We start from the raw sequence: 391 nt of genomic DNA on the forward strand, positions 1-391 counted from the left end.
TTCATGGTCCTGTTGTCACGGATTCAACGATCGCGGCTGCTGGCGACATTACGGATGAAACTGCGTCCGGTAACACGAAGACCATAGGCGACTTCCGGCGTGTTTATGATTCGCACATCCACCACGTGCCAGACAATCCGGATACTAGTACTCCTATCCCTCAAATCTAAATTTAATGGTAAGGAGAACTCAACATGACTACACCAACAGCATATCAGCTTGATACGCGGGGTGCCGTATGGGTCGATGCGTCGTCGAAGTTTACGCTGGACACTAACCCCGATTTGCTGCCTGACGTACTGGCCATCAACAACTCGTTGTACAACCTGTTCTCATGTCAGATAGGGGCACGAGCCCGTATATTCCAGCCGGAGTATGGGGCCTCCCTTCT

The 391-nt window shown here is 51.4% G+C and carries 1 protein-coding gene; it reads left to right on the forward strand.

Translation table 11 applies throughout. From position 1 onward, the window contains the following. Positions 1–194 precede the first annotated feature (194 nt). Positions 195–391 (forward strand): hypothetical protein (locus tag AC1RPQ_RS08045; RefSeq protein WP_481762270.1); only part of this gene is annotated, 197 nt, incomplete at its 3' end.

Source organism: Dellaglioa sp. CoH-57-MRSF-21 (assembly GCF_056781915.1).